Below are 20,747 nucleotides of genomic sequence, written 5' to 3'. Positions count from 1 at the left end.
CATGATCTGCCCGTCGTGCCGCGCGGCAACCACGAGCGCGCCCGAAACGCGCCCGCCGTCATCACTTTATTTCTCCGCGCTCGGTCCCGACGCGTTCGACGCCAGCATTTCGTTACGCGCGGCGCGTGCTTCCTGCTGCGTCAAACCCTCGATCTTGACCCGCGCCGTACCCGCGTGGCGCATGTCGAGCGCGTTTGCGGCGGCCATCGACAGATCGATCACCCGGCCGCGCGCGTACGGGCCGCGGTCGTTGATACGCACGACGACCGAGCGCGAAGTTGCCGGATTGGTCACCCGCACAAAAGAACCGAGCGGCAACGTGCGATGTGCGGCGGTGAGCGCATGCATGTCGTAACGCTCGCCGTTGGCGGTGCGGCGGCCATGGAAGGCGCGGCCGTACCACGACGCGCGACCGGTCTGGCGGAAATCCGCGGCGGCGGGGCCGTCCTCGGTGAGGGGCTTCGCGTCGGCCAGCGACGGACCTTGGGCCGCAGCGCCGGATGCCGGCGCGCTACCGAAGGCTTGCGGCCCGAAGGAGGCCGCTTGCGCGTTTTTCGTGCTCAGCGGCGCACCGCTTGCCGAGGTGTTGCGGGCGTCCGGAGGGGTCGCACAGCCGGCCAGCACAAAAAAAGCAAAAAGAGTCCCCAGACCACGGGATAACCGAGTTTTCATAAGACGTGTAATCACATTGTCGAGCCGCATCACGCGAAAGTTGAGCGTGTTGCCTGCGACTCCGGCGATAAGGGACGACAACGCGCCGCGCAGATGAGCGCAGTACGTCAAAGCCCGGATGCGGCTAACCAGCCGCTACCGCACGGTTAATTTTCACGTCTGGCGCAACCTGTCCCCGGCAGCCTGACCAGACCCCACATGCCGCCATCGAACGTGGCAAACACGTTCTTGCGCGCGAAACTCAGCGCACAGGAACGGCGGCGTAGGCCCCACCCAGCGTCACGGACGTTAAGTCCGTAGCAGGCGCGCGGCGCCTGGCTGGGCAAGACGTGTGCATCGAATGCATCGATACCTGACGGCCGCCGACAACTGCGGCGGCCCATACTTGACTGGCGATCCCGCGCCCCTTTTATGATGGGGACGCATCGCCGTGTGGCATGCACAATGACCCGTGCATAGCGGCATTATACCTAAAAGAAATTTTTGAGACGGCAAGCGACTGAAAACCTTGATGAATTTTCACGCGTGCTGCAAAAATGAGCAGACAAAAGTCGCCGACCACGGACCTCGGCGGCCTCCGCGAGAGTCGGCAAGAGGCCGGTACAATCAACGTTTTACCTGCGGCGCCGTCACTCATGAAAGTCACCTTGATCCCTGTCACGCCGTTCCAGCAGAACAGTTCGCTGCTCGTGTGCGAGGCGACCGGACGCGCGGCCGTCGTCGATCCGGGCGGCGACCTCGACGTCATCCACGGCGAGATCGCGCGCCAGAACGTGACGGTCGAAAAAGTCTTCCTCACGCACGGCCATATCGATCACTGCGCCGGCGCAAAGACGCTCGCCATGCATTACGGCGTGCCGATCGAAGGCCCGCATCCCGACGAGCGGTTCTGGCTCGACAAGCTGCCGGATCAAAGCACCCGCTTCGGTTTCCCCGCCGCCGACGCGTTCGAACCGGACCGCTGGCTGCACAACGGCGACACCGTGCAGTTCGGCGACGAAACGCTCGAGGTTTATCACTGCCCCGGACACACGCCGGGTCACGTGGTGTTCTTTAGCCGCGCGCATCGGCTGGCGCTGGTGGGCGACGTGCTATTCGCCGGTTCGATCGGCCGCACGGATTTTCCGCGCGGCAATCACGCGGACCTGGTGCGTTCGATCCGCGAAAAACTCTGGCCGCTCGGCGACGACGTGACGTTCGTGCCCGGCCACGGGCCCACCTCGACGTTCGGTGACGAGCGCCGCACCAATCCGTATGTCGCCGACGGAGTCGAGGCATGAGCGAAATCTATGTGAGCACCGACGTCGAAGCGGACGGTCCGATTCCCGGCCCGCATTCGATGCTCAGTTTCGCCTCCGCCGCCTACACGGAAGACAAGCAGTTGATCGCCACTTTCTCGGCGAATCTCGAATTGCTCGAGGGCGCCAAGCCGCATCCGGTGCAGGAAGCGTGGTGGAAGACGCAGCCCGAGGCGTGGGAAGCCTGCCGCAAGGACTTGCAGCATCCCGCGGCCGCGTTGACGGCTTACGTCGACTGGGTCGAGGCCTTGCCGGGCAAGCCGGTATTCGTGGCGATGCCGGCGGGCTTCGACTTCACCTATATGTTCTGGTACATGATGCGGTTCGTCGGCCGCTGCCCGTTTTCATGGTCGGCGCTCGACATCAAGACGCTTGCGTTCGCGATGACCGGCCTGCCGTACCGCAAGAACATCAAGCCGCGCTTTCCGAAACACTGGTTCGACGAGCATCCGCATACGCATGTGGCGCTGGACGATGCGATCGAACAGGGCGCGCTCTTCTGCAACATGCTGAAGGACTTGCGCGCGACCCAGGCGGCAACCCAGGCCGCGGTACTCGCAACAGCTAAAGATGGGGACGGCTCAGGACAAAACGCCGCTGAGGAACCGGCAAATTAGGGAATCTCCCTCGTTGGAGCCGTTTTAGATTGCGTTTCGTTTTCGCGCCCTCTACCATGCATGATACGGCGACGCAAACGGAGGCGCAGTTGACACTCGATACGTTCTCTCAAAAAATCCTGCGTCTGCTACAGCTCGACGCGCGCCGTTCGGTGCAAGAGATTTCCGACCAGGTCGGCCTGTCGAGCACCCCATGTTGGCGGCGTATCAAGGACATGGAGCAATCGGGGGTGATCCAGCGCTACACGGCGCTGCTCGATCGCGAAAAGCTGGGGCTGCATGTTTGCGCGCTCGCGCACATTCATCTCACGCGCCATACCGAAGGCGGCGTGGAGCAGTTCGAGCGGGAAATCGCCACCTGTCCGGAAGTCACCGAGTGCTACAGCACGACCGGAGAATCGGACTACATCCTCAAGATCGTCGCGCCCGACATCAAGGCGTACGACAGCTTTCTGCACGAACGCATCTTCAAGATTCCCGCCGTCGCGCAGGTGCGCACGAGCGTCGTGCTGCGCGAAATCAAATTCGACACGCAATTGCCGCTGTAAGGACGAGTGGATTCCGCCGCCGCGCTCGAGCCTTGGCGCTTGGGTGTGTCTAGTGACGCCGTTCGTGCCCGCGCCGCGATCAGGTGGTACTGTGCCGCTCCGCGCCCTTCGCGCGCGCGATCGACCCACCGCTCCCCGTCACTGCCGCCGAATCGGATCCGCCGGCTGAGGGCGCGTTCAATTCCTGCAGTACGTCGAGTTTGCGGGCGCCCAGGCGACGCTTGAGCGCACCTAGATCGACGCGCGCTAACCGTCGCCCGACGTCCGCGTCGGCACCGGAAACCAGCGCGGGCAACACCACTTCGACGTCGAGTCCCGTGCTCAGGTAGTGGATGTTGACCGCTGCGGCTTTCACGCCGGCCGCGGCCAAGGCGGCGTCCACCTCGGCAACCACCCGCTCCCTGGTAGGCAGATCGACTGGCGGACGCGCGAGCGCATCGTTCTCCGGATCGACGTGAATCAGAGCGTCGAGCACGCGATTGTCGGTCAGCACCCGCAAGCGCGCCGACTCGGCGATGTAATGGCCCTCCGAGACCGAAATCAGCGGATCGACCAGAATATGCGCGTCGACGAGCGCGAAGTCGCCCATCTTGCGAGTGCGCATTTCATGCACGTCGCGCACGCCCGGCGTGGAGAGCAGCAGCGCGCGCATGTCGGCGGTAGCCGACTGATCGAGCGCGCGGTCCGAGAGATCTTGCAGCGCGTCCCAACCGAACATCCAGCCCATGCGCGCCACCATGAAACCGACGATCGCCGCGGCGATCGGGTCGAGCAGGCGCACCCCGGCGAGACTGCCGACAATGCCGATCGCCACCACCAACGACGACGCCGCATCCGAGCGCGCATGCCAGGCGTTCGCGATCAACATGGCCGAGCGCACGCGCTGCGCTTCGCGCAGCATGTAGCGAAACAGGCTCTCTTTTGAAATCAGCACCAGCACGGCGACGACGAGCGCGCTCATATGGACGGCCGGGATGCTTTCCAGATCGGCGAGACGCGTGCCGGCACGCCACAACATGCCGACGCCCACCGCAATCAGCAATCCGCCCAGAAATAACGAAGCCACCGTTTCATAGCGGCTGTGTCCGTAATTGTGATCCGCGTCGGGCTTTGCGCCGCTGTGCCGATTGGCGATCAGGACGACAAAATCGGAAATCAGATCGGCGAGCGAATGGATGCCGTCCGCGACGAGTGCCTGGGAGTGAGCAAACACGCCAATGAAGATTTGCAGCGTCATCAACACCGCGTTGAGCGCAATACTCACAAGGGTGCTTTTGCGCGCAACGTGCTGTTTCTCTGCGGACTGAACTGCGGCGACGGAAGGCATCGGAGAAGCAGATGAAAAGTTCAATCCCTGTATTCTACCCGCTGCATCTCGAAAACGAGCGGAAAATGCCAGAAATATCCTTTCAAATCAGTTGCTTATCTAAACGAAAAGCATTCGTGTTCGAACCATTTCGAGCGTATGCAAGAGACCGCGGCAGCACGCCGACGCAATAAAAAAACCGCGCCCTGACTGGTACGCGGTTTTTGTCGGACAGCAACGCATCATGTGCGCGGCTGATTGAACCTATTTGTACGACTATTGATGCGATGGGATTATTTCTGAATCAGAAATTTATCGCGGTCCAGACCGGCGATCCAGCGCGGCGGCTTGCCACGGCCCGACCATGTGCTACCGCTATCCGGGTCGCGATATTTCGGTGCGACACCTGCACGCGGACGACCGGCTTTAGCGCCCTTGGCAGCACGGCCGCCACCGAGTTCCGCCAGCGTAATGCCGTAATCGGCCATTTTCTGCTTGATCTCATTCAACACTTCCGCGTATTCGCGCGACTTCGCTTCTTCGATCTGCTTTTCAAGCTTCTCGCGCTGTGCGAGTAGTTCCTTGTAGGAAGACATAGATTCCCTTTGTGGTTCGGATAAATGACTGCCAGTCTTAAGCCGGCTTGCCCTTGTAAGTGATCATGCCTCGGAATTTGACGGCGAGATTAACACAAAATAGAAAGACAACAAAAGCGGGCGGAGAAAATTAATTCAATTTCGTTTCGAAAAATTTCGGATCAACGTGGGGTTGTGCACATGTTCCGAATAGATGGATTGAGATTTTTACAGAAGCATTCCAACCGGCATCAGTAATTATTGGATTAATTATCAAAAAATGAAACTTAAGATGTCGATCGAGCATCAACATTTCATTTCATGACAGCTTAGCTGCAATCCCGTAACATATTGTCAGACTTGTTGCGCGGTGTTATTGCCGCATGCGTGTTTTCCCGGCATGGCAATGAATCACCTAATTGGCGTGTCGCCGCATGCAATCTTCCACTGCCGCATGCAACGCTTCACGATCGAGTTTGGCGTCCTCGAAGGCAAAGCGGCTGCGTGCTCCGTTCAGTTTCAGATCGGCGCCATATCGGTCGACGCCGAGCAGTTGCCCACCGCCGACGCCCTCACGATAGTCGCTGAAGTGCGCGAGCAGCGCGCTTTCCTCGTCGAAACCGAGCGGCGGCAGCGGATCGAGTTCCGCGCCGTCGAGCCATCCCATCGCACCGAAGCCGCCGATATAGCGCAAACGCTCGATTTGCAGGGTCCAGAACGTGAAATCGCCGAGCGCGAGATAGCGTTGCGCATCCGGGTGATAGCGCAGATAGCGCTGCACGACCTCGGGAGCCGGGTCGATCGCTTCGAAGGTGCCCAGCAAGGTCACGCGCTGACCGTTCAGCACGTCGCCGTCGGGTGCGTCGACGACGAGGAAACCGGCGCGTGGGTCGGCGCGCAGATTGTGCGTGTGCTCGGCGAGCCGGCTGATGAGAATCGTCGGGCGATGCCGCGGGTCCGGCGCGAACGGCAGCACGGTGGGATAAGGAAAGCCCTCCGGCTCGCGAGCGTGAGTAGCCAGCGTGCCGACGGCAGTCGTGTGCAGCAGATGCAGCGGAGCATGAGCGGGAATGTTCAAGTACGCGTTCCTCGATGGATAGCGGACGCCCCTAATGCGCCCGTCACGTATGGCTCAAATAATCGTAGGCGTTCAAGTACCGGCTTCCAAGTCTCCTGAAAGCGCCTCGCAAGCATAAGCCCGGCCGCTTCGCTAGAATCGGAAATTCACCGCAACGCGCTTTCCGCGTGTCATCCGTCCACGGGATCTCAGTGTCCGACCGCTCTTCCGACTTCGCCGCCCTTCCTGCCGCTCACCGCGAACTGTCCGACACAGCCAGGCAGCGGGCCCGCCTCGCCACGATGGCCGTGTTCTTCATCGCGGGGATGATGTACGCGTCGTGGGGCGTGCATGTGCCGACGGTGCGCGACCGCTTTCATCTGAATGCGGCGATGCTCTCGTTTGCGCTGCTGGCGGTGGCGGGCGGCTCGATCGGCGCCATGGCGGCCAATGCGTCGTGGATCGCGCGAGTCGGCACGCGCCGCGCCTGCCTCGCCGGCGGCCTCGTGATGGCGGCGTGCGCGGCGCTGATTCTGATCGTGCCGGCTTACTGGCTGCTGCTGATCGTGCTGGCGATTTTCGGCGCGGGCATGGCCACGCTCGACGTCGCGATGAACGCCGAAGCCAGCGCCGTCGAAAAGGCGCTCGGCAAGCCGATCATGTCATCGCTGCACGGCATGTTCAGCGTCGGCGGGATGTTCGGCGCGGCGGCTGGCGGCGCGTTGCTGTCGCGCGGCATGGCGCCGGCGCTGCATCTCGCGCTGGCCGCGGCGGTCAGCGCGCTGGTTCTGATCGCCGCCTGCCCCGCGGTGCTGCCGCACGTGCCGCATGCCGAGCATCCCGACGCCGCCACGCCGCGCGCCAACCGCTGGCGCTCGCCGGCCTTGTGGGCGCTGGGCGTGATGGCCCTGGTCGCGCTGATCGCGGAAGGCGCGATGTACGACTGGGCCACTGTCTATATGCGCGACGTCGTGCTGAGCACGCCCGCGCTCGCGAGTGCCGCGTATGCGGCGTTCTCGGGCGGCATGGCGGCGGCGCGCTTCGCCGGCGACGCGGTGCGCGCCCGCTTCGGCGCGCCACAACTGGTGATGGCGAGCGCGACGCTCGCCGGCGCCGGAATGGTCGGCGCATTGCTGCTGCCCAACCCGGTGGCGGCGCTCGTCGGCTTCACGCTGATGGGGCTCGGCCTCGCGAACATGATGCCCGTGCTGTTCGCGGCGGCGGCGAGCGTCAAGGGCATTCACGCTGCGGAAGGACTCGCGCACGTCGCCGGACTCGCTTACTTCGGGCTGCTGCTTGGGCCGGTGATCATCGGCGCCGTGACGCAGGCGACCAGTTTGCCGATCGGCTTGTCCGTGGTGGCCGTGTGTTGCGCATTGATCGCGATTGCCGGGCCGAAGGTGCTGCGTCGTTTGAAGATCTGACACGAGCGCGGGCCGCGCACGACACCCAGCCTATCCATCCACGCGCGGGCAAACGATTGCGCCAGCGCGGCGCCTTGAATCGGCATATCGACCACGCATAAAAGAAAAGGCACGCGAGCCCTACGGCGCGCGTGCCTTTTAACCGCTCGACCGAAGACAGACAAACGCTGTCTTCGGTCATGCAGTCTTACATCTTCACCACGTCGAGCAGCGTCTTCTTGCCCGACTTGTAGTTGTACAGCGAGATCACGCCATGCTGAAGATCGCCCTTCGCGTCGAAGGTGGTTTCGCCGATCACACCCTTGTAGTCGGTGCTCGGCATCGCTGCCAGGATCTTCGCCGGATCGGTCGAGCTCGCACGCTTCATGGCGTCGACGACGATGTACACCGCGTCATACGTGAACGGCGCGTAGATCTGGATCGGCTGACCGAAACGCTTCTGATACTTGGCGAGGAACGCCGGGCCGCCGGCCATCTTTTCGAGCGCCATACCGGCTTCCGAGCAAACGATGTTGTCGGTTGCGTCGCCTGCCAGGTCGGCCAGCTTGTCGGTACACACGCCGTCGCCTGCCAGCACCTTGGCGCGCAGGCCGAGCTGCTTGGCTTGCTTGGCGAAGGGGCCGCCGGTGGCGTCCATGCCGCCGTACATGATCGCGTCCGGGTTTTCGCCCTTGATCTTCGTCAGAATCGCGCGGAAGTCGACAGCCTTGTCGTTCGTCGCGTCATGCGACATCACTTTCAGGCCCAGCGACTTGGCGGTCTTCTCGAATTCGTTTGCGAGACCCTGGCCGTAAGCGGTCGAGTCGTCGACGATCGCGACGCTCTTCACTTTCAGACCCTTGGCGGCGTAGTTAGCCAGCGCCGGACCTTGTTGCGCGTCGGTTGCCACGACGCGGTACGTCGTCTTGAAACCTTGTTGCGTGTAGGCCGGGTTGGTTGCCGACGGCGAGATCTGCACGATGCCCGCATCGCTATAGATCTTCGAAGCCGGGATCGACGTACCCGAGTTCAGGTGGCCGACCACTGCGACGACCTTGTCGTCGACCAGTTTCTGCGCGACTTGCGTAGCCGTGCGCGGGTCGGCTGCATCGTCTTGCGGATCGAGTTGCAGCGTGACCTTCTGGCCGCCGATCGTCAGGCCCTTGGCGTTGATTTCTTCAACTGCCAGGCGCGCGCCGTTTTCGTTGTCTTTCCCCAGGTGAGCGATACCGCCAGTGAGCGGCGCAACGTGACCGATCTTCACGACCGTGTCGGCTGCAGCCGTTGTTGCCAACGTTGCGAACAGCATCGCCGCAGCGCTGATGGGCAACAGCTTTTGAATCTTGATGTTCATGTAAGTCTCCAGTTTCGGTCCCAAAAACAACGTAATCGCCTGTGCCCCCGCTTCACCAACACGTGTCGCTCAATCCCGTGGACGACCACGCCGGTTGCATCGTTCATGCACTTGGCAAGCACGTTTGCCGGACTGTTTGTGGCAGGCGGCAAGCCGTACTTGCGCGCAAGTGTAGGCCATCAAATTAATTTGTGGGGCTTTTTTGAGGAAGTGGGATCAACACTAATAGCGTTTATCCAACAGCGACCGATTCCGACTGGACGCATCGACTGGAAAGCACCAACCCATGCGGGTTTCCGCTATGTGAGGCTTTCGTCTAACCGCGCGGCTCAACGCTTTTAGCGTGTTAAACCGTTAATGCTTCGGTCATGTTTTTTGCCTAAAAAACAGGCTTTATACGGGCGCGCGCGAGACGCGTGCGAACGCGCTCGAACCACACCGAAGCAAACGCGCCAGCGCGACGATTCGCGCCGCCCGCCGAAAGATGAATCATCGAGCATGCTCATTCGCCGCACGCGGTTCTCACCGCGCGCCGCGCTTCGTCGAGTGCGGCTTCGCGGCGCAGGGGGCGTCCTGCAAGGCGTTTCTTTTGGTGGCAAACTGACCGCCCGCTTCAGGCATTCAAGCCTTGGCTTCATTCAGACCGACCTCGCGCAGCGGCGCATGGGTATATGGAGAGCAGCATGAGCACGACTTCCCGATGGATCGACATCCCCGCCGGCAACGACAGCTTCGGCGGCTACCTCGCGTTGCCCAAGGGCGGCAAGGGACCGGCCGTCATCATCATCCAGGAAATCTTCGGCGTGAACAGCCATATCCGCTCGGTCGCGGATCAGTATGCGCAAGACGGCTACGTCGCGCTCGCGCCGGACGTGTTCTGGCGCGTGCAGCCGCGCGTCGAGTTGACGTATGACGGCGCGGATCGCGCGAAGGGCATCGAACTGCTGCAAAAGACCAACGTCGATCAGGCCGTCGCCGATATCGGCGCGACCGCCGCGGCGCTGCGCGCCATGCCGGAAGTGACCGGCAAGATTGCGGCAATCGGCTACTGCTTCGGCGGACGGCTCGCTTACCTGGCGGCGGCGCAGGGCACGCTCGATGGCGCGGTCGCCTATTACGGCGGCGGCATCCAGAATCAGCTCGAGCAAGCGGCGAAGATCAAGGTGCCGATGCAATTCCACTACGCCGAACTCGATGCGAATATTCCGGTGTCGGCGGTCGGCCAGGTTCAGGAGCGCTTCGCCGGCCGCACCGATGCCGAGTTTCACATCTATCCGAACGCCGATCACGGCTTCAACTGCTCGGACCGTGCGTCGTATAACCAGCGCGCCGCCGCGCTCGCGCATGGCCGCACGCTGACCTTCCTCGGTGAGCGGCTGTAATTCGCCGGCTATAACTCGCGAGACTCGCGGCTGTGACCCGTGGCCCGTGACCGTCACGCGCGCTTTTGATCCGCGCGCGCAGTTCACCCCCGCAACTCAGGTACTCTCCCCACAGACGGCGCGCGTTCGGCGCGCCGTCCTCCTCGATGCATGGCGATGAACCCCGCCCAGCGAATCTCCGGCAGAGCGGTTCGTCGCGCGCATAGGCAACCGGCAGATCCAACACTCGATTCGCGAGGGCTCATCCGTGGTGCAATCCGACTATCTCGCCCATGACGCCATCGGCCTCGCCGAACTCGTGCGAACCCGCGAAGCCAGCGCGCGCGAATTGCTGGACATCGCGATCTCGCGCACCGAGGCCGTCAATCCCGCGATCAATGCGATCGTGCTGAAGGACTACGACGCGGCGCGCGAACGCGCGTCGCGCGACGACGCGAAGCGGGCAAACGGCGCGAACCATGCCGACAGCGACCGCGCGCAAGGAGCGCTCGCAGGCGTGCCCTTTCTGATCAAGGATCTGGGCGCGCCGGTCGCCGGGCTGCGCATGTCGATGGGCAGCCGCCACTATCGGCACTTCATTCCCACCGAGGACGCGCCGGTGGTCGCACTCGCGAAAGCGGCCGGCCTCAATATCTTCGCGAAGACCAGCACGTCCGAGCTCGGCCAGATGCCTTATACGGAACCCGAACTGTTCGGCGCGTGCCGCAATCCGTGGAATCTCGACCATACGCCCGGCGGTTCGAGCGGCGGCGCGGCAGCGGCGGTCGCGGCGGGCATCGTGCCGCTCGCGCATGCGTCGGACGGCGGCGGCTCGATCCGCATTCCCGCGTCATGCTGCGGACTGTTCGGTCTCAAACCCTCTCGCGGGCGCGTGCCGCGCGTCACGCCGAGCGCCGCCGGCGAACTCGGCGTCGATCATGCGGTATCGCGCAGCGTGCGCGACAGCGCGTTGCTGCTCGATCTGCTGGCGGGCAATGCGGACCGACCGTCCGGTGCGCCAGGCACGTTCCTCGGTGCGAGCCGCGAACCCTGCAAGCCGTTGAACATCGCCTACGTCACCGAACCGATGCTCGCGCCTTCGCTCTCCGCCGACGCGCGCGCCGCGCTCGAGGACGCCGCGCAACTCGCGCGCTCGCTCGGTCACAACATCGAGCCCGTCTCGCTCGGCATTGATTTCGCGGCTGTGCGCCATGCGTTTCTGACGCTCTGGTCGGTGACCGCCGAAGAACTCGTGCTGAACGCCGACCGCATCACCGGTCGCAAGCCGCTGCGCGAGGAATTCGAAATCTCGACGTGGGCGATGGCGCACGTCGGCCGCAAACTCGGCGAACGCGGCTTGCCCGCCGCGCTCGAGGAACAACGCCGCATCACCGAACGCCTCACCGATCTGCTGCACCGCTACGACGTGATTCTGTGCGCGACGCTCGCGGCGGCGCCGATCAAGATCGGCGAGATGCAGCCCACCTCCGCGGAACGCATGCAGATGCGCGCCGTCACCGCGATGCCGCTCGAACCGCTAATGAAAAAGCTGCTGATGGAAGCGTCGAACAAGGCATTCGCGTGGGCGGGATGCACCGAGCTGTTCAATCTGAGCGGGCAGCCGGCGATGTCGGTGCCGCTTTACTGGAACGCGCGTGGCCTGCCGGTCGGTGTGCAATTCGCCGCGCGTGACGGCGGCGAGGCAACGCTGTTTCGGCTGGCCGCGCAACTCGAAGCGGCGCGGCCGTGGTTCGACAAGCGGCCGCCGCTGATGCCGGCGCGCAGCTAGATGGAGTAACGCCCGCTCATCGTCTCGACGACGTCACGCCGGTTTGCGCTGCGCGTCGAGATCCGCGTGGCGCTTGCCGGGCATGCACGCCACCGCGACGAGGGAGAGCGCCAGCCCGGCCATCACGTAGTACGTCGGCGCGAGCGGCGAGCCGGTGGTCTTGATGAGCCACGTCACGATGAAAGGCCCGAAGCCGCCGAATATCATCACCGCGACGTTGTAGGCAAGGGAGAGACCGATCGAGCGCACGTTAGCCGGGAACAGTTCGGCGATCAGCGCGCCGAACGGCCCGTAGTAGCCGGACAGCGTGATCGACAGCAGCGCCTGCACGAGTATCAGTTTCGACACGCTCGGCTCTGCCGCGAGCCATGCGAACAGCGGATAGATGATCACGAGCGTGATCGCCAGCGACCACAACGACAGCCCCTTGCGTCCGATTCTGTCGGACCATGCGCCGGTAAGCGGCGAGAGCACGGTCAACAGCAGATTGCCGACGATCACCGCATAAAACGATTGCCCGTAAGGCAGCTTCAGTTGCTTGACCGCGAAGGTCGGCAGATAGCTGATCAGTACGTAGATCGTCACCGTGAGCGCGATCACCGCGCCTAGCCCGCACAGCACGTCGCGGCTATGGTTTCGGAACAGTTCGCCGAGTGTCGCGCGCCGCGCGGTTTTTTTCGCGAGCAAAAAAACTTCGGAATCGGCAAGATGCCGGCGAATGTAAAAGCCGATCGGCCCGATGATCAAGCCGAGAATGAACGGCACGCGCCAGCCCCAGGACTTCAACGCCTCGGGCGACAGGCCGCGCGTGACCAACGCGCCCACCAGGGCGCCGAGCAGGAGCGCCGCCGCCTGGCTCGACATCTGCCAACTGCCGTAAAAGCCGCGCCTGGAGAACGGCGCCGCTTCGATCAGCAAGGCGGTCGAACTGCCGAACTCACCGCCGGCGGAAAAGCCTTGCAGCAAACGCCCGAGCACGATCATCAAGGGCGCGCCGATGCCGATCGCCGAATACGGCGGCGCGATCGCGAGCAGCAGAATGCCGAGCGTCATCAGCGCGATGACGAGCGACAACGCCGCCTTGCGTCCCGCGCGATCCGCATAGAGTCCGAGTACGATGCCGCCGACCGGCCGCATCACGAAAGCGACGCCGAAGGTCGCGGTGGTCAGGAGCAGCGACGAATAATCGTTGGCCGCCGGGAAGAACAACTGCGCGATCACCACCGTCAGGAAACCGAACACGGTGAAGTCATACCACTCGAGCGCATTGCCGATCACCGCCGCGGCGACGGCCCGTCTGTGGAGGCTACTTGACGCTGGTGCCATTCAAATCTCCAGCTTGCGAAAAGTGTCTCGCGGTGCGTCGTATCAACGTAGAGGCGCGTGAGTACGCCGGACAAACCGACGCTGCCCGCAGCGGCCGTCACGGAGTGTAAAGAGGGCGCAAGCTGTTTTCAAGCAGCAAAAAGGCGTCTGCCGCACTGAGCGGCAGACGCCTCGATCATCCGCGCTGAATCTCGCGCGGGCATGTTGCAGCGCATCTGCCGCGATATCGAATACACACGCGGCAAGAGCGGCATCAGACCTTCTTGTTATATGCGCTGCACCACCCCTTGGCCGCGACCTGCTTGCCCGCGAACATCGGGCAGCCGGCGTAGGCGTCGGTGGGTTTGCCTTGATAAAAACTGCAGTTGCCGCAGTCCTGGCCCGGCGCATATTTGGCGAACTTGGCCTTGTCGACCTTGCTCGCATCCTCCTTATAGCCGAGCGCCTGCGCGGTCGGGTCGCTTTCGGCGACCTTGGGTGTATCCGCGAAAGCCTGGCGCGACAGCGCGAAGCTGGACGCCACACCGATGCTCGTGATCAAAAACGTACGACGGGAAGGTTTCATGGGGACTCACTCCGTTTATATGAACTGATCGCCGTTCTGATGACAGCGGTCCCCAAGCATAGCAACGAAGCCGCCGCGCGTGACGACTCAAATGATAGAGATAAGCGAATCGGTACGACGCCAGGCTCGGACGTCACGCGTGCGATGCGGTTCGATCCGCGCAAGGCGGGCCGCCAGGTGAATGCCGGTCACTCCCGCCCGCTCAGTTCGCAGACGCGCCGCGCAATCGCGAGCGACGCCGTCAAGCCCGGCGATTCGATCCCGAACAGATTGACGAGCCCGCGCACGCCATGCGCGGCCGGACCTTGAATCACGAAGTCGGCGGCGGGCTCGCCGGGGCCCGAAAGCTTCGGACGAATCCCCGCATAAGCGGGCTGCAACGCACCGTCGGGAAGCGCGGGCCAGTACGTGCGAATCGCCGCATAGAACGATTCCGCTCGATGCGGATCGACGTCGTAGTTGATCGTGTCGACCCATTCGACGTCGGGACCGAAACGCGCCTGGCCGCCGAGATCGATCGTCAGATGCACGCCGAGACCGGCCTCGTTCGGCATCGGATAGATGAGGCGGCTGAACGGCGCGCGCCCCGAAATGCTGAAGTAGTTGCCGCGCGCGAGATAGAGCGGGGGCACGTGGCGCGCGTCGAGTCCGCGAATCTTGCGGGCCAGCGCATTCGCGTGCAGACCGGCGCTGTTGATCACGCATGCGGCGCTGATCGTGGTCGGCGCATTGCCGCCCACCTTGATGATGAAGCGGCCGTTGCTCGCCTCGATCGCTTCGACCGGCGCATGAAACGCGAACACCGCGCCGTCGCGCTCCGCATCGCCCTGAAGCGCCAGCATCAACTGGTGACTGTCGACGATGCCCGTCTGCGGCGAGAACACCGCCTCGACACATTCGAGCGCCGGTTCGAGCGCCTGCGCCTGGTCGCCGCTGATCCGCATCAGGTCGAGTACGCCGTTGTCGCGCCCCTTCGCCATGATGCTTTCGAGTTGCGGGATCTGATTGCGCGAGGTGGCGACCAGCAGTTTGCCGCAACGCGAATACGGGACGTTGCGCGCGGCGCAGTAGTCGTAAAGCAACTCGCGGCCGCGCACGCAAAGCGTGGCCTTGAGCGAACCGCGCGGATAGTAGATGCCCGCGTGAATCACCTCGCTGTTGCGCGAGCTGGTGCCCACGCCGATCGCCTCGGCCGCCTCCAGCACGATCACCTCATGTCCGCGCGCCGCCAGTGCGCGCGCCACCGCCAGGCCGATCACGCCGGCGCCGATCACTACACATTCGATTTGGTCCATGTCCCTTGACGCGGCCGATTTCGCCGCGCGCTGCCTCGTTCACCCGATACACATGAGGACAGGATGCGGCTATCGAGTGCCGCACACCGCTCGCTGTCGAACGCATCTGCCCTATCGCAACCGCTATGCAAATTGTACGACGCCGCACAGACAGCAATGGCCGTCGTCGTGAACGGTTGCGGGCGCTCGGCCGTTGAGCAGTTTCAAAGTCCCGGACGGGGCAAACACAATCGTATGGAGAAGGCCCGGTTTGCCGCCGTGAAAAAGCCGCCCGCAGGCGGCTTTTGTGCAAAAACCGCTCAAAAACCGATCGGTTTTCGGCGATTTCCGTAGTCGAGGCGGATATCGCCAGCTTCGATGCTGTCGCGTCCGTCGATGCGCGCCGCGCCGAATCCATTCAATATCGCGCGACGCATCGCTCGCGGCGATGCCTGCTTGAGCGCCTCGAGCGCGGCGTCGCCGAGCGTCTCGGGAAAGCGCAGGCCCCAGTTGTGCGCCGAGCGGATCTCGTCGTAGATCGACTGCGCGATGCGGCGCGCGCCGTCATGATCCGGCGACGGAATCTCGTACACGTTCATCCGGTTGAGGATCGGCTCGGGGATCGAGCGCTCGTCGTTGGCCGTCGCGATCCAGATCACGTGGCCGGCATTGATCGGAATCTCGGCGAACTCGTCGATGAAAGTCTGCGCGGTGTCGTGTTCGAGCAGCGCGTACAGTGCGCCGAGCGGGTCGTATTGCGAGTCGCCGGAGGCCTTGTCGATTTCATCGACGGTGATCACCGGGTTTGCATAGCTGCCGTTCACGAGCGCATCGAACACCTTGCCCGGCTTCGCGTTTTTCCATTGCGAGGAAGCGCCCGAGAGAATCCAGCCGGCCGTCAACGAACTCATCGCCACGTATTGATAGGCGGTGCCGAGCAGGCGCGCCAACTGCTTGGCAAAATGCGTCTTGCCGATACCGGGGTCGCCGAGCAGCAGGATCGGCATCAGTTCGAGCCGGTCGTCGGTTTCAAGACACAGCGCGACCTGCTTGCGGATATCGTCGAGAGGCGCGGAAAAGTTGGGCAGCGCGTCGATCAGATCGTCGATCGACGGCATCCGGTTCGGCTTCACGCAAAAGCGCAAATTGCCGGTTTTCAGCATCTTTTCGTACGTGGCGCGCAGCGCCTCGTTCGCACCTTCGCCGAGATCATTCAACGCGGTCTCGACCTGATCGAGGTCGTATACCCGGCTGAAGGACGCCACGGCGATTTCCTGTTTGACCATTGCTGTTGTCATCGCTCACCCCGTCTGGCTGGTCTTGCTGCGGCGGCGCCTCGCGGGCGCCGTTTCAAGTCCAGTGTAATGACGCCAGAATCGCGTGCAAGCCAGCAGTCATGCGGCTCTGCTGCTAACGACGGGTTGTTTTAGCGGCCTCACCGCCCCATCTGAAATGCACCATTGCTGAACCCGGCCCTCATGCATAGGTCACAAAAGTGTTGCGTCCATCGGGGGTAAGATGGCCCTCTCTGACTACACTGCCGGACGCAGTAACCGGAGATTTTCTTTATGTGGAAAACCAGTCTCGTGGCCGTGCTGCTCGGCACCTCGCTGCTTGCGAGCGCGCAGCAACGGCCGGCCCAGCAGGTCGTGCAATGGCAATTGCAGGTGATGCGCGACGGCCAGCAGATCGACGCCTTCGAGGGCACCACCACGGTCGGCCAGGCGCGCACGGATACGCATCACAAGATGGTGCAGCATAACGTCGGATGTAAAGACCAGCCTGCCGGCAGCATCGATCTGGCGCGCACGCTGACGGTGTCGCCGCTGCAGGCGGATACCAACGAGGTCACCATGTCGATCGAAGCGCAGGAAACCTTCGAGGAAAACGCCGCGCGCCAAACCGACACCGGCTGCAAGCTGCCGCCGCAACCGCGCCAGGTGAGCGCCACCCATCCGGGCCTGAAGGTGCCGACCGGCCAATGGGCGAGCTGGACGATCGTCGACAAGGACCCGAACCTGGTCTACCGCGTGCGCGCGGGAGTCGAGAGCAGCGTGAACTGAAGCGAACAACCGAACCGAACAACCGAAGCCCAAACAGAACACGTGGACAACGCGGCATGCGAAACCCAGAAGAATTGATCCGCGAGGGCATTGCGCCCAAGGATTTCGTTGCGGTGAGCTGGAACCTGCACAAAGGCCGCACGCCGCTTGGCTTTCAAGCGTGGCAGGCGATGCAGCGCTGGGTTCAGTCGACTCACGCCGACGCTTATTTTTTGCAGGAAGCCATGGCGCGGCGCATGCCGTCGCCGGTATTGGCGAGCAGTTTCGGCGCGCCGGTCGCCGATCCGTTGAGCGACATCTGGCACTGCCAGGCCACCGAGATCGCGCGCGCGCTGGAACTCGAGATCGCGCTCGGGCCGAACGTATTCAAGCCGTCGTGGCGGCATGGCAATGCGATCCTGTCGCCGCATCCGCTCGATCTCGGCGGACGCTGGGACATCTCCGCGCATCGCTTCGAGAAACGCGGTTTGTTGGTGGCGCGCGCGACCTTCGGCGGTCATTCGGTCACGCTGCTGTGCGCGCACCTTGCGCTCACGCGCTCGGCGCGTTTGCGTCAGATGAACTGGATCGCGCACTGGATCGCGAAGGAAGCGCCGGAGGGTCCGCTGGTCCTGGCGGGCGACTTCAACGACTGGCGCAATGATTCGGTGCCGCTCTTCGGCGAGCACGGCTTGCATGAGGTGGCGACGCTGCTCGGCGAATCGGGCCGCACCTTCCCCGCCTTTTCACCGGCGCTCGCGCTCGACAAGATGTTCGTGCGCGGCATGAAGCCGATCGAATGGATTCCGCCTACCCAGGAAACCGCGTGGCTTTCGGATCACTTGCCGTATATGGCGCGGTTGCGGGTTGAATGAGCGCTCGCCCGAAGTAACCAAAATATAAAACGCCAAAAGCCTTTTTCCTGAAGGCATTGCAGCGATTCACCGGGTCTCGTGCGCGCCGCTGTGTACCAATACGGCAGGGACCAGTCGGCTCGGGGAAAAGTAAGCCGCCCCACTCGCGCGAGCCATTTTCGCAAGCCGCAATTTCCTCGCGTTTCATGCCGACTTGCTCGGCGTTTGCCAGTTTTATCAGCAGGGTCAATGCTGCAGCGCACGGCGGGTTTCGGTATGATCTCGAAAATGTTGCCCGTGTGGCGCGCCTATCCGGCGCATGCCGGACAGCCGATGGCTGCCGCCCCGTGCGGCGTTCGTCCCTCGCCGGACTTTTTGCCGAAGCGCGGCCGCATCCACGCCAGGTTCTTCGCGGTGCCGGTATGCACGACATTCCAGCGCCGACGCGGCCGGCTTCAGTCATCCGCTTGACCACGCTCAACCGCCGCACCGCCGCCTTCGGGCAGCCGGCGCGGTAAAATAGCGGATTGCGCGTGCTTTCCGACCTCGGGTCAGCGCAGCATCGCCCTTGCCGTGCCGGCCGGCTAAAACGACTGGCCGCCTTTGTTTTCGCACTATCCAAGAAGCCATGAGCAACCTCAATTCACAAACCGTTCTGAGCGTCCATCACTGGACCGATACGCTTTTCAGCTTCACCTGCACGCGCGATCCGTCGTTCCGTTTCGAAAACGGCCAGTTCACGATGGTGGGCCTCGAAGTCGAGGGCAAGCCGCTGATCCGCGCCTACAGTCTCGCGAGTGCGAATTACGAAGAGCACCTCGAATTCTTGAGCATCAAGGTGCAGGACGGCCCGCTCACGTCGCGTCTGCAGCATCTGAAAGTCGGTGACGAAGTTCTGATCGGCAAGAAGCCGGTCGGCACGCTGATGGCCGACAACTTGCTGCCGGGCAAGACGCTGTGGCTGCTCTCCACCGGCACGGGCCTCGCGCCGTTCATGTCGATCATCAAAGATCCGGACATTTACGACCGCTACGAGCGCGTGGTGCTCACGCATACGTGCCGTTTCGTCGACGAGCTGGCGTACAAGGAATACATCACGGAGCACCTGCCGGCGCACGAGCACCTGGGCGAACTGGTGCAGGAAAAGCTGCTGTACTACCCCACGGTCACGCGCGAGGCATTCCAGAACCGCGGCCGCATCACCGAACTGATCGAAACGGAAAAACTGTTCGCCGACCTCGGCGTGCCGGGCTTCTCGCTCGAAGACGACCGCGTGATGCTGTGCGGCAGTCCGCACATGCTGCGCGACACGCGCAAGCTGCTCGACGACCTGGGCTTCCAGGAAGGCAGCAACAACGCGCCGGGCCACTACGTGGTCGAAAAGGCGTTCGTCGGTTAAGACGTACATTCGAATTCGCGGCTCACGCCGCGGACTCGGCAAAAGGAGCCTCCGGGCTCCTTTTTTGTTTGGCGGTTACAAGTTGACGCGCTCGGCCTGACATTTCGCGTCAGTGTTCTTCTGACAGAGCCGGTGTTGCGGAACGTCAACCGTCGCGCGAAATATCGGCGCTAAGCCTTGGTGCGCCTACATTATTTCTTTTTTTGAGATATTATCGCGGCACACGACCGCCGCTCCGGCATGCCTGCCAGAGTCCGCGCTACATGTTACTGAATGTAAATTTCGTTACGCTCGACCGTAGTAATCCGGCCGTCGAACCGTACGCGTTCCGGCCGCACCTGGAGGCTTGAGACTCGCATGCGTTCTTTCGTCTTCGCGCCGCCGACGCGCACGCGCTTCGTCGTCCGCCCCGCTTCCTGAGAGGGAAAGTCATGGATACGTCGACTGTCGTCCCGTTCGCCTCGCCTCTGCCGTCGTCACCGCCGCGTGACGGATGCGACGCGTCCGTCGCGGCCAGTGCCGTCGTGGCGTCGCCGTCGGTTGAACGTGAACTGGCACGGCTGCGCGCCCGGGTGCGCGAACTGTCGGCCGAACTCGTGCAGGCACAGGAAGCCGCCTGCCGCCATGTGGCGCGCGAACTGCACGACGGCGTGGGCGCCGAGTTGACCGCGACGCGCTTCGCGCTGGCTGGCGTCGAAACCTGGCTGCCCGCCGACGCGCCGTCCCAGTGCGCCGCCGCGCTCGCCGTCGCCAACCGTTCGCTCGACGCCGTGTGCGCCGCCAGCCGCCAGGCCGTCGCGGAACTGCATGCGCCGTCGCTCGAGGCCGGCATCGTCGGGGCGCTGGCGCAATGGACCGGCGACTTCGCCACGCGCACGCAGTTGCGCACGAGCTTTGTCTGCGCGGCCGACGTGCGTCTCACGCGCCTGCCCGCCGAAGCGGCGCTGGCCGTGTTCCGTGTCGCGCAGGAAGCGCTCAACAACATTGCCAAGCACGCGCGCGCCGAATCCGCCGACGTGCGGATCGAAACCAGCCGCCGTCATCTCACGCTGATCGTCAGCGACGACGGCATCGGCGTCACGCGCAACGCGCGCAGCCGTCGCGGCCATTTCGGCCTGAGCGGCATGCAGGCGCGCTGCGCGGCCTTCGACGGCACGCTGCGCGTGGGCGCCCGGCGCGTTGGCCAGCGCCGCGGCGACGGCGCCAGGGAATCGCGCGGCACGCTCGTGCATGCGCGTTTTGCGTGGGACGCGATGCTGGCGAACGCGCCTCACGTCGAACGCCGCGCGCTGCAATCGTGAGCACGC

Annotated in this window: 19 protein-coding genes; 10 read left to right on the top strand and 9 right to left on the bottom strand. The window is 63.5% G+C overall.

The annotated features are described in order from the left end of the window. Positions 1-66 precede the first annotated feature (66 nt). A complete protein-coding gene (locus tag ACOCG7_RS31615) occupies positions 67-672 on the bottom strand; it encodes a septal ring lytic transglycosylase RlpA family protein (RefSeq protein ID WP_374710913.1) in 606 nt (201 codons plus the stop codon). A 635-nt stretch (positions 673-1,307) separates the two neighbouring features. Between ACOCG7_RS31615 and ACOCG7_RS31610 the strand changes: the two genes are divergently transcribed. From ACOCG7_RS31610 to ACOCG7_RS31600, 3 genes are all read left to right on the top strand, one after another. Then, on the top strand, positions 1,308-1,952 hold the full coding sequence (locus tag ACOCG7_RS31610) for an MBL fold metallo-hydrolase (RefSeq protein WP_073432388.1): 645 nt from the start codon (positions 1,308-1,310) through the stop codon (positions 1,950-1,952). Next, entirely contained in the window at positions 1,949-2,587 is a 639-nt protein-coding gene (locus ACOCG7_RS31605) for an exonuclease (RefSeq protein WP_073432389.1), read from the top strand. The genes ACOCG7_RS31610 and ACOCG7_RS31605 overlap by 4 nt, the downstream gene beginning before the upstream one ends. A gap of 89 nt (positions 2,588-2,676) precedes the next feature. After that, positions 2,677-3,135 (top strand): Lrp/AsnC family transcriptional regulator, encoded by a 459-nt coding sequence (locus ACOCG7_RS31600; protein ID WP_012431468.1) that lies wholly within the window; start codon positions 2,677-2,679, stop codon positions 3,133-3,135. 79 nt (positions 3,136-3,214) lie between these two features. Here ACOCG7_RS31600 and ACOCG7_RS31595 read toward each other — a convergent pair whose 3' ends face one another. The 3 genes from ACOCG7_RS31595 to ACOCG7_RS31585 form a co-directional block, all read right to left on the bottom strand. Beyond that, positions 3,215-4,462, bottom strand: a complete 1,248-nt coding sequence (locus ACOCG7_RS31595; RefSeq protein ID WP_073432390.1) for a cation diffusion facilitator family transporter — start codon at positions 4,460-4,462, stop codon at positions 3,215-3,217. Between the two features lie 272 nt (positions 4,463-4,734). Continuing rightward, the gene (locus ACOCG7_RS31590) at positions 4,735-5,037 is read right to left on the bottom strand and encodes an H-NS family nucleoid-associated regulatory protein (protein WP_073432391.1); all 303 of its coding nucleotides are present in this window, start codon (positions 5,035-5,037) and stop codon (positions 4,735-4,737) included. 394 nt (positions 5,038-5,431) lie between these two features. Next, on the bottom strand, positions 5,432-6,094 hold the full coding sequence (locus tag ACOCG7_RS31585; RefSeq protein ID WP_073432392.1) for a HugZ family protein: 663 nt from the start codon (positions 6,092-6,094) through the stop codon (positions 5,432-5,434). Between the two features lie 191 nt (positions 6,095-6,285). On the opposite strand from ACOCG7_RS31585, the gene ACOCG7_RS31580 reads away from it, so the two are divergent. Then, positions 6,286-7,497: an MFS transporter gene (locus ACOCG7_RS31580; RefSeq protein WP_073432393.1), complete on the top strand. Its 1,212-nt coding sequence runs from the start codon at positions 6,286-6,288 to the stop codon at positions 7,495-7,497. 187 nt (positions 7,498-7,684) lie between these two features. Here ACOCG7_RS31580 and ACOCG7_RS31575 read toward each other — a convergent pair whose 3' ends face one another. Further along, on the bottom strand, positions 7,685-8,830 hold the full coding sequence (locus ACOCG7_RS31575) for a branched-chain amino acid ABC transporter substrate-binding protein (protein ID WP_073432394.1): 1,146 nt from the start codon (positions 8,828-8,830) through the stop codon (positions 7,685-7,687). A gap of 683 nt (positions 8,831-9,513) precedes the next feature. Between ACOCG7_RS31575 and ACOCG7_RS31570 the strand changes: the two genes are divergently transcribed. Then, on the top strand, positions 9,514-10,212 hold the full coding sequence (locus ACOCG7_RS31570) for a dienelactone hydrolase family protein (RefSeq protein WP_073432395.1): 699 nt from the start codon (positions 9,514-9,516) through the stop codon (positions 10,210-10,212). A gap of 250 nt (positions 10,213-10,462) precedes the next feature. Next, on the top strand, positions 10,463-11,980 hold the full coding sequence (locus ACOCG7_RS31565; RefSeq protein ID WP_073432415.1) for an amidase: 1,518 nt from the start codon (positions 10,463-10,465) through the stop codon (positions 11,978-11,980). 33 nt (positions 11,981-12,013) lie between these two features. Here the strand turns inward: ACOCG7_RS31565 and ACOCG7_RS31560 are convergent, their stop codons facing one another. The 4 genes from ACOCG7_RS31560 to ACOCG7_RS31545 form a co-directional block, all read right to left on the bottom strand. Next, positions 12,014-13,306, bottom strand: a complete 1,293-nt coding sequence (locus ACOCG7_RS31560) for an MFS transporter (protein WP_073432396.1) — start codon at positions 13,304-13,306, stop codon at positions 12,014-12,016. A gap of 253 nt (positions 13,307-13,559) precedes the next feature. After that, a complete protein-coding gene (locus tag ACOCG7_RS31555; RefSeq protein WP_073432397.1) occupies positions 13,560-13,871 on the bottom strand; it encodes a high-potential iron-sulfur protein in 312 nt (103 codons plus the stop codon). Positions 13,872-14,059: 188 nt separating this feature from the next. Continuing rightward, positions 14,060-15,166, bottom strand: a complete 1,107-nt coding sequence (locus tag ACOCG7_RS31550) for an NAD(P)/FAD-dependent oxidoreductase (protein WP_073432398.1) — start codon at positions 15,164-15,166, stop codon at positions 14,060-14,062. A gap of 299 nt (positions 15,167-15,465) precedes the next feature. Next, the gene (locus tag ACOCG7_RS31545) at positions 15,466-16,443 is read right to left on the bottom strand and encodes an AAA family ATPase (protein WP_073432399.1); all 978 of its coding nucleotides are present in this window, start codon (positions 16,441-16,443) and stop codon (positions 15,466-15,468) included. A gap of 270 nt (positions 16,444-16,713) precedes the next feature. Here ACOCG7_RS31545 and ACOCG7_RS31540 point away from each other — a divergent pair, with 270 nt between their 5' ends. The 4 genes from ACOCG7_RS31540 (at position 16,714) to ACOCG7_RS31525 (ending at position 20,741) form a co-directional block, all read left to right on the top strand. Continuing rightward, on the top strand, positions 16,714-17,208 hold the full coding sequence (locus tag ACOCG7_RS31540) for a hypothetical protein (RefSeq protein WP_073432400.1): 495 nt from the start codon (positions 16,714-16,716) through the stop codon (positions 17,206-17,208). Between the two features lie 56 nt (positions 17,209-17,264). After that, the gene (locus ACOCG7_RS31535) at positions 17,265-18,062 is read left to right on the top strand and encodes an endonuclease/exonuclease/phosphatase family protein (RefSeq protein WP_083084936.1); all 798 of its coding nucleotides are present in this window, start codon (positions 17,265-17,267) and stop codon (positions 18,060-18,062) included. A 607-nt stretch (positions 18,063-18,669) separates the two neighbouring features. After that, on the top strand, positions 18,670-19,440 hold the full coding sequence (locus ACOCG7_RS31530; RefSeq protein ID WP_073432402.1) for a ferredoxin--NADP reductase: 771 nt from the start codon (positions 18,670-18,672) through the stop codon (positions 19,438-19,440). Between the two features lie 431 nt (positions 19,441-19,871). After that, on the top strand, positions 19,872-20,741 hold the full coding sequence (locus tag ACOCG7_RS31525; protein ID WP_073432403.1) for a sensor histidine kinase: 870 nt from the start codon (positions 19,872-19,874) through the stop codon (positions 20,739-20,741). Positions 20,742-20,747: the final 6 nt, after the last annotated feature.

Source organism: Paraburkholderia sp. DD10 (genome assembly GCF_049177125.1).
GTDB classification, from domain to species: domain Bacteria; phylum Pseudomonadota; class Gammaproteobacteria; order Burkholderiales; family Burkholderiaceae; genus Paraburkholderia; species Paraburkholderia terricola.
This window is presented reverse-complemented; position numbering and strand designations above follow the sequence as displayed.